Genomic DNA, 7247 nt, shown 5'->3' with positions numbered 1-7247 from the left:
ATCAGCATCCTTTCTATTTAGGTTTTCGCAAAACATATTATAGAAAGGATGCTTTTATTTTGCAAATTTTTTTCTTTCAATTTCCAGTAAAAAACAGAAAATCACATATTTCTAGCTGCTCTTAGTTAAATTATATAAATCAACGTGTTTATCACTCTATAAATTTTTAAATGCGAAATCTCTGTTAACTCATCAAAAATTTTTTATGGAAAAGTGGATAAAATGATTAAAGGGCATCCCTTTCGGAATACCCTCAATAATCCTCTTTACTTCTTGCAAAAGTGAAGGGGATTACTTATTTGCTCCAGCAACTCTTCCTCTCCTGGAGTTAAACTGATTGTTTCTCTGCTTTTTAGCATCTCTGCATGCTTTGCACCTTACTGGCGCATTTTGAAATCCTTTCTGAGCATAAAATTCTTGTTCGCCGGCAGTCCACACGAATTCTGCCCCACAGTCTTTGCAGACCAATGTCTTGTCTTGATACATAATAAATAATCCCCTCACTTTGACATTTATTTACTGTATAGCCAATTAGACTATACAGTAATATTATACCACCAGTCAAGAGTTTTATCAATAAATTTTAAAATTTTAAAAATTGCATAATTATTACTGCATAAACATTTAGCGCTTCTTATCAACAAAATAGCTGCCAGGTGTATAATACTTAAGATACTCTATATATCCTTTTTTACCTTTTGATATGTCGCTTATTTTTTCTTCCAGATTTTTAAAAGCACAGTTTATATCCTCTAAATTTTTATCTTCGACTTCTTTTATTTTTTCTAATGTACCTTTTATATCTATCAGTATTCCCTTTAACACGCTTTTATCTGCACTATTACTGGGCGTATTAAAAATGCTGTCAATCCTATTTACCTTTTTGTACAGATTGTACATAGGCAAAAATTCACTGTCTATTTCATCAATGCTTGCTATGATGTCTTGTTTTTTCTCCAATATGTTCTTTATGTCATCAAGCTTTTGTGAATTTATAGCTATGTTTAACTGATTGTTTAATTGAAGCATTTCATTTAGATGATTTAATTTTTTTTCAGCTAACTCTATCAATTTTTTTATATCGCTTACCATACTATATCAACCTTTAGAATATACTTTTGCTCGAACTTTTCCCATAGCTTCTCCCCATGTATCTCTAAGCTCTGTTATCAAAGATATCACTTCGTCTAACGGCTTTTTATCTTTTTTTAAATTGGCATCTATCAGCCTTCTTGAAATAAAATCATAAATGCTGTAAAGATTTTTCGATATATCATACTGCATGTCAAGAGTCGCCATAAGCTCTAATACTATGTCCTGCGCTCTTGTTATGCTGTTATGAGCTTTTTCGATGTTTTTATCATCTATCGCTTGTTTCGCTTCATTTGCAAAGCGAATAATTCCATTGTAGAGCATCAAGACCAATTCTTCCGGGCTTGCTGTCATGACAGAATTTCGCTTGTACTCCATATACGGATCGATCATTTATCAATTCCCCTTCCTTTGTAATGCAAAGAATCTCTATCCATTAAGCTGCTGACTTAACCATTGGCTTTGAGAATTCATCTGCGACATGTACGTCTCTAATTGCGTAAACTGATCATAATATTGTTGCTCTAATGTATTTAGCTGGTCTTGCATGTCTGACATCCTCTGATTTATGTCATTTATCTGCTGACCCAAAAAGCTATTATCATATAGCTGATACTGCCCCCCACCAGCTTCTTGTGTTATAGAGTTTATACCATTATTGACTATGTAGTAAAGCCTTGCAGCTATTCCATCACTTGAGCTTGAGCCAGGTATAGCATTTACATCCGTAGTAGATTCCGTTATTTTCGTAAAAAGATCCATAACCTCCTGCGGATTATTTTGTATCGCATTTTTAAGTTTCGTATCATCTATGTAGAGCTTACCGCCTTCATACCATTGACCTGTAGTTATCCCTATAGAACTCAATGTCATCTGTGTACCATCAGTAGCTACAGTGCCAGAAATGGCTGTCCTCATGCTGTAATATATAGATGTAAGGTTGTCATTTCCGCTTAAATCACCGCTTCTGGCTTTCTGTTGCCACGCGGTAATGTCGTCTTGCGTCATCTGCTTCTTTTGATCATCTGTCAATGGTTGATAATCATAATACCTTTGCTCTGTCAACTTTGAATTTATAGTTGTGATCACATCGTTATACGCATCCACAAAGCTTTTAATACTATTGTAGATCGTATCTGTATCTGTTTGAACAGAGAGGGTTGTATAACCTTGGCCGGTAAGATTTATGTTGATGCCTGCAACAGATACATTGTTTGTTGAAGTAGTCATATTAACTCCATTAAACGAAAATGAAGCATCTGTACCTGTAACCGTAGATGTATTTAGCATTAAAGTATTACTTAAAAAATTAAGTGCATTTTGATCTGTTGTCCCGGTAAAGTCAATTTCCGCATTTGAACCTGTTAAATTTGTTATTAAGAATAGTCTATCTGTAGTTGTATCATAAGTTGCATTAACGTGGGTTGTACTTGATACACTGTTAATTGTTGAAACAATATCGTTTATAGTTGATCCTGCTTTGAATGTAATACTATTGTTATTTAATCGAATTGTGACATCCGAGCTTATTAAAGGCTTATAAGTCACACTACCATCAGAATTTTTCGTGTAAGCACCAATGGCAGCAGTGCTAGCAGAAGTTGCTCCTGTCGCCAGTTGATTTACAGTTAATTGATATGTCCCATTTACAGCATTTACACCTGCTGTAGCCGTCGCAATTGATGTGTTCGACGATACAGTCTTTGCAAGATATGTCCCCTGCAGCTTCATGCTAAACAGTGTATTGTCCCTTAGTGTCAAAAGCTTTGTATTTATGTCCTGAAGGTCCTCTTGCTGCCACTGAAGCCACTGCTTTTGCTGCTCCAATTGATAAAGGGGCTGGCTCGCAGCCTGCATAAGCTGACTCACGATTTGATCAGTATTAATTCCTGATGCAAGTCCGCTTATTCTAAGCAAGTTGCTGGTAGTAGAGTTTTGCATTGTAATAGGATCCATACTACACTCCTCCTAAATTTTTCTATCGATAAAAAGCCCTGCTATTTTCCACAATCCCGCCACCAAATCCAATATTTTTTCTGGCGGGATCTCGTCGATAACCTCGTTTGTCCTGCTGTCTACAATTTTCACCACTATTGTATTTGTAGGCTTGTGTACAGAAAATTCAAAATATGTACCATCATCTTTTTTGATTTTATTGTTGACGTCGTTTATTTCGTCTTTTACAGTTTTCTCATCGACAGGATTTTTGAAAATCTCTTTAACGTCATCAATCTTGTCAGTCAATAAGCTATTTAACTTTCCACTTCCTCCTCCTGATGATATATTTTGAATCATATATATACCTCCCAAAACTCACATGTTATTTTCTATATCGGCAAAATATTTGAAAAAATTAGTGAATTCATTTGACGCTTTTTTGGCAAGACATGTATTCTACAATAAGCTTATCTAATTCTTGACTTATCTCAAGGGCTTTTGCCATGTCGACTATGTTTTTATTAAGCTCTTTCTTCAATAGCTTTATCTTCTCCTCCACTGAATCATTTTTATAGTAATGTTCCTTTATGATCTTTGCCATTTTCTCCTCCATATAAGCTATTGTAACTTACTTCATTTTTATATATCGGCTTTAAGAAATTTTTATTAAATTTTTTTCAAGATGATATAAGCACTTTTATCTGAACGTATGTTTGTGTTATAATATCATTGAGGTGTTTTAATATGGATCTTCTTGAAAAGATAAGGATATTAGCAGATGCAGCAAAATACGATGTATCATGTTCATCCAGCGGAAGCGATAGAGAAAACAAAAATGGCGGAATAGGGAACGCATCATTTTATGGAATATGTCACAGTTGGTCTGAAGATGGCAGATGCATATCCCTTCTTAAAATACTTTTTACAAATATCTGCATATACGACTGCTCATATTGTGTAAATAGATGCTCAAATGACGTAGAGAGAGCATTATTCACACCAGATGAGCTGGCAGACATTACGATAAATTTTTACCGCAGAAATTATATAGAAGGATTGTTTTTAAGTTCGGCTGTATACAAAAACCCTGACTACACGATGGAGCTTCTCATTAAAACTGTCAAAAAACTGCGAGAGGAATACAATTTTAATGGATACATACACTTAAAGGCTATTCCCGGTGCAGACGTAAATCTCATTAGAATAGCTGGTCTTTACGCAGATCGCATGAGCGTAAATATCGAGCTTCCATCGGAGAGATCTTTAAAACTATTGGCGCCTCAAAAGACAAAAGAATCAATAATAAAGCCAATGAACTTCATACACAATCAATTGATGGAAAAAAGTGAGTCAAAAAAGCTGATGCGCCACACAGATAAATTTGTGCCCGCAGGACAAACGACACAGCTTATCATAGGTGCAACACCAGAAAGTGATAGGACTATATTAAAGCTGTCAGAAAATCTGTATAAATATTATGACCTTAAAAGAGTGTATTACTCTGCTTACATTCCCGTTTTTGATGACAGCAATATTTCTAAAGTAACATCGCCACCTCTTTTGAGGGAGCACCGCTTGTATCAAGCTGATTGGCTTTTAAGGTACTACAATTTCAAGGCTGATGAATTGCTGACTGAAGAAGAGCCAAATTTTGATGTATCATTGGACCCGAAAATCAACTGGGCAATGAAAAATCTAAACCTATTTCCTGTTGAAGTTAACACTGCAGACTACAATATGCTTCTCAGAGTACCGGGAATCGGTGTCAGAACAGCCAAGCGGATAGTCTCAGCAAGAAAAGCATCTTCTCTAAACTATGATTCACTTAAAAAGCTGGGAGTCGTATTAAAAAGGGCAAAGTATTTTATAACATGCAATGGAAAGTACTACGGTGAATGCGAAATAGAAAAAGACAAAATAAAAAACAAACTAACTACCAATAAGAATCGCATTTTAGACGGACAACTCAGCATATTCGAAATTGATAATTCTTTAAGTAACCTACCTATAATAGTATGACTAGTTAGGAGAGTAGATATATGGTAAACTACATATTCGATGGAACATTTGATGGCCTCATGACTGTTGTATACGAATCATATTACCGTCATCAACATCCCAATGATATTTTTTCTGAAGTCAATCATCAAATAAACTTTCTTGGACATGATGTATTCGTATCAACAGATATAGATAAATCCAATAAAGTACAAAATGCCATTGAAACAAAAATATCAAAAGAAGCACTTGGAAATATTTACTATGTTTATCTGTCAGAGTTGGAGTCGTCATACATGCTGATATATAAATATATCAGGTTAGGCTTTAAGATAGGCAAAAAAATAGACTACTTCATTCAAAATGACATAGTCCATGAAGTGACAAAATTAAGCCAAAGAGTAAAACATGAAGCGTACAAAATGATCGAATTAATTAGATTTAAAGAAGTCAAAAAAGGGTTGTTTATTGCCAAGATACATCCAGACTACAACGTACTGCCTGTCATAATGCCCCACTTTGCTGAAAGGTTTCAAGATCAGTATTTCATAATACACGACCAAAAAAGGAACTTATCGGCAGTATATGATAAAAAAGCATGGATAATCACCGACATACCTCTTGAAAATATATCCAATATGAAAGAAACCGAAGGCTACGAAATCCTATGGAAAATGTATCATAAAAGCATCTCTATAGAAGAAAGAAAAAACCTAAGGCTTCAAAGACAACACATGCCTAAAAAATACTGGGATATGCTTACAGAAAAACAATAGCTACATCTCAAACTGAATGGCAGAAGAAAATCTCTCTATAAATGGTATGCCATTTGATGTAAGTAGAAGTGATGATGTGACCATGACTTCATTAACTGGTATAAAGTCATACTTGTCACCGTTTCTCTCTGCATATCCAGCAAAGTCATGTATGATGTATGGTACTCCACCATCCATTCCAACGTACATCATGACATGACCCGGCATATATAAAGCTGCGCCAGGCTTAATCTTATCAAAAACCTTTATTCTCTCATCTAATGATAATCCATCAGAAAATTTATAGACTATTCCTGGACACCTTTCTTGCTCATCAGCATTTCTGGGTAGTCTAAACCCAAATGTCTTGTAGATGTACATGATAAAGCTAGAGCAATCCCTGCCACCAAAGCTATCTCCCCATCCATATCTATCGCCAATAAGTTTAAACGCCTGATTTAATATATTTGCCCTGGTGTATGGTACATAGCCCCAATGAACATCTTCTTTTATCGATATAAGGCCATATTTAAAAATCAGGTTGCCTTCATCGTCCATTGAAGGCAGTTTGACAACATAATTGCCATAAGTAGATTGATTACCTATAGTATCAGGCATATCCTTTTCCAATGGTACTCTCGTCCCCATGTCAAACTGAATTTCAGATACGTCATCATCGTATGGGTTTGACTGCGTCCTTACGCGATTTCCTGTAACAACTATGAAATCATCTGTGTCGAGATAGTCAAATACTTCCTCCTTATTTTTTGCAATTGCTATATCAGTAGCTTTAGCCCAGCCTCTGTAGTTGTACATCTGTACAAAATACCACTTTTTATCTTTACTTTCGTGAAGTACAATAACAGGCTCTATCGCATGACACGATGTCTCTTGAAATCTATCAAACTCAATATCGCCTTTTCTGCCGTATACTGCTATTTCCGCAGGAAAACTTCTAAGAGATGTCTTTCTTATGGTGATACCGTATTTTATAGGATTGTCTTCATCTATCCTATATAAATTTGAATTATCAATAATATAATCATAAAAATCATTTTTTACTACTTCGCCATTTCTAAAATACATCTCTTTTTCCGGTATTTTATATTCCTTTATAAAAGACAACAATTCATCGTAAGTAAGACTATCCCTATAGCTTCTTAAATCATAAACGCTATCGCATTTTCCCACAATCTCTTGATTGAACTTCACAATATCATTTTGCGTCATTATGATGCGATCCACATCGGGTATATTTTCTATCCAGTATTCAGCATCAAGCATCTCTAACTTTGTACCCGGTATAATATGGAACACCTCCACAGTTTATTTTTGGTTTCATAAGAATGAAAGGCTATGTTACAAACTTTTTTACTATGAAAACTTATTATATAAGTAGCTAAAAAAGCGCAGACTTCCCCTACAGCTTTAAAAATAGACTTTAAAGGGAATTAATGGTAATAT

Annotated in this window: 9 protein-coding genes; 2 read left to right on the top strand and 7 right to left on the bottom strand. The window is 34.9% G+C overall.

All coding sequences use genetic code 11. The features are described 5' to 3' along the window. Positions 1 to 291 precede the first annotated feature (291 nt). The 6 genes from HNR52_RS11805 to HNR52_RS11780 form a co-directional block, all read right to left on the bottom strand. Positions 292 to 486, bottom strand: a complete 195-nt coding sequence (locus HNR52_RS11805; protein ID WP_013788614.1) for a zinc-ribbon domain-containing protein — start codon at positions 484 to 486, stop codon at positions 292 to 294. 138 nt (positions 487 to 624) lie between these two features. Continuing rightward, positions 625 to 1092, bottom strand: a complete 468-nt coding sequence (flgN, locus tag HNR52_RS11800) for a flagellar export chaperone FlgN (RefSeq protein WP_435620679.1) — start codon at positions 1090 to 1092, stop codon at positions 625 to 627. Positions 1093 to 1098: 6 nt separating this feature from the next. Beyond that, positions 1099 to 1485 carry a flagellar export chaperone FliS gene (fliS, locus tag HNR52_RS11795; protein WP_013788616.1) on the bottom strand — a complete coding sequence of 129 codons (387 nt, stop codon included), beginning with the start codon at positions 1483 to 1485 and terminating at the stop codon, positions 1099 to 1101. 36 nt (positions 1486 to 1521) lie between these two features. Then, a complete protein-coding gene (gene fliD, locus HNR52_RS11790; protein ID WP_435620678.1) occupies positions 1522 to 3048 on the bottom strand; it encodes a flagellar filament capping protein FliD in 1527 nt (508 codons plus the stop codon). Between the two features lie 12 nt (positions 3049 to 3060). Beyond that, positions 3061 to 3387: a flagellar protein FlaG gene (locus HNR52_RS11785; RefSeq protein ID WP_435620677.1), complete on the bottom strand. Its 327-nt coding sequence runs from the start codon at positions 3385 to 3387 to the stop codon at positions 3061 to 3063. A gap of 67 nt (positions 3388 to 3454) precedes the next feature. Next, entirely contained in the window at positions 3455 to 3631 is a 177-nt protein-coding gene (locus HNR52_RS11780) for an aspartyl-phosphate phosphatase Spo0E family protein (RefSeq protein ID WP_013788619.1), read from the bottom strand. Between the two features lie 143 nt (positions 3632 to 3774). Between HNR52_RS11780 and HNR52_RS11775 the strand changes: the two genes are divergently transcribed. Then, a complete protein-coding gene (locus HNR52_RS11775) occupies positions 3775 to 5049 on the top strand; it encodes a putative DNA modification/repair radical SAM protein (protein WP_435620676.1) in 1275 nt (424 codons plus the stop codon). Between the two features lie 20 nt (positions 5050 to 5069). After that, positions 5070 to 5804 carry a TIGR03915 family putative DNA repair protein gene (locus HNR52_RS11770; RefSeq protein ID WP_435620675.1) on the top strand — a complete coding sequence of 245 codons (735 nt, stop codon included), beginning with the start codon at positions 5070 to 5072 and terminating at the stop codon, positions 5802 to 5804. On the opposite strand, the gene HNR52_RS11765 is transcribed toward HNR52_RS11770, so the two are convergent. Next, a complete protein-coding gene (locus HNR52_RS11765; protein ID WP_435620674.1) occupies positions 5805 to 7067 on the bottom strand; it encodes an SH3 domain-containing protein in 1263 nt (420 codons plus the stop codon). Positions 7068 to 7247 lie beyond the last annotated feature (180 nt).

Source organism: Thermoanaerobacterium thermosulfurigenes (genome assembly GCF_051201035.1).
Taxonomy (GTDB): domain Bacteria; phylum Bacillota; class Thermoanaerobacteria; order Thermoanaerobacterales; family Thermoanaerobacteraceae; genus Thermoanaerobacterium; species Thermoanaerobacterium thermosulfurigenes.
Note: the sequence above shows the minus strand (reverse complement) of the source record. Positions and strands in the feature narration are given on the sequence as shown.

What these genes read in the sequence shown, in the direction of transcription:
- HNR52_RS11805 (WP_013788614.1), bottom strand. Translation starts at nt 486, where the DNA reads ATGTATCAAGACAAGACATTGGTCTGCAAAGACTGTGGGGCAGAATTC.
- flgN (WP_435620679.1), bottom strand. Translation starts at nt 1,092, where the DNA reads ATGGTAAGCGATATAAAAAAATTGATAGAGTTAGCTGAAAAAAAATTA.
- fliS (WP_013788616.1), bottom strand. Translation starts at nt 1,485, where the DNA reads ATGATCGATCCGTATATGGAGTACAAGCGAAATTCTGTCATGACAGCA.
- fliD (WP_435620678.1), bottom strand. Translation starts at nt 3,048, where the DNA reads ATGGATCCTATTACAATGCAAAACTCTACTACCAGCAACTTGCTTAGA.
- HNR52_RS11785 (WP_435620677.1), bottom strand. Translation starts at nt 3,387, where the DNA reads ATGATTCAAAATATATCATCAGGAGGAGGAAGTGGAAAGTTAAATAGC.
- HNR52_RS11780 (WP_013788619.1), bottom strand. Translation starts at nt 3,631, where the DNA reads ATGGCAAAGATCATAAAGGAACATTACTATAAAAATGATTCAGTGGAG.
- HNR52_RS11775 (WP_435620676.1), top strand. Translation starts at nt 3,775, where the DNA reads ATGGATCTTCTTGAAAAGATAAGGATATTAGCAGATGCAGCAAAATAC.
- HNR52_RS11770 (WP_435620675.1), top strand. Translation starts at nt 5,070, where the DNA reads ATGGTAAACTACATATTCGATGGAACATTTGATGGCCTCATGACTGTT.
- HNR52_RS11765 (WP_435620674.1), bottom strand. Translation starts at nt 7,067, where the DNA reads ATGCTTGATGCTGAATACTGGATAGAAAATATACCCGATGTGGATCGC.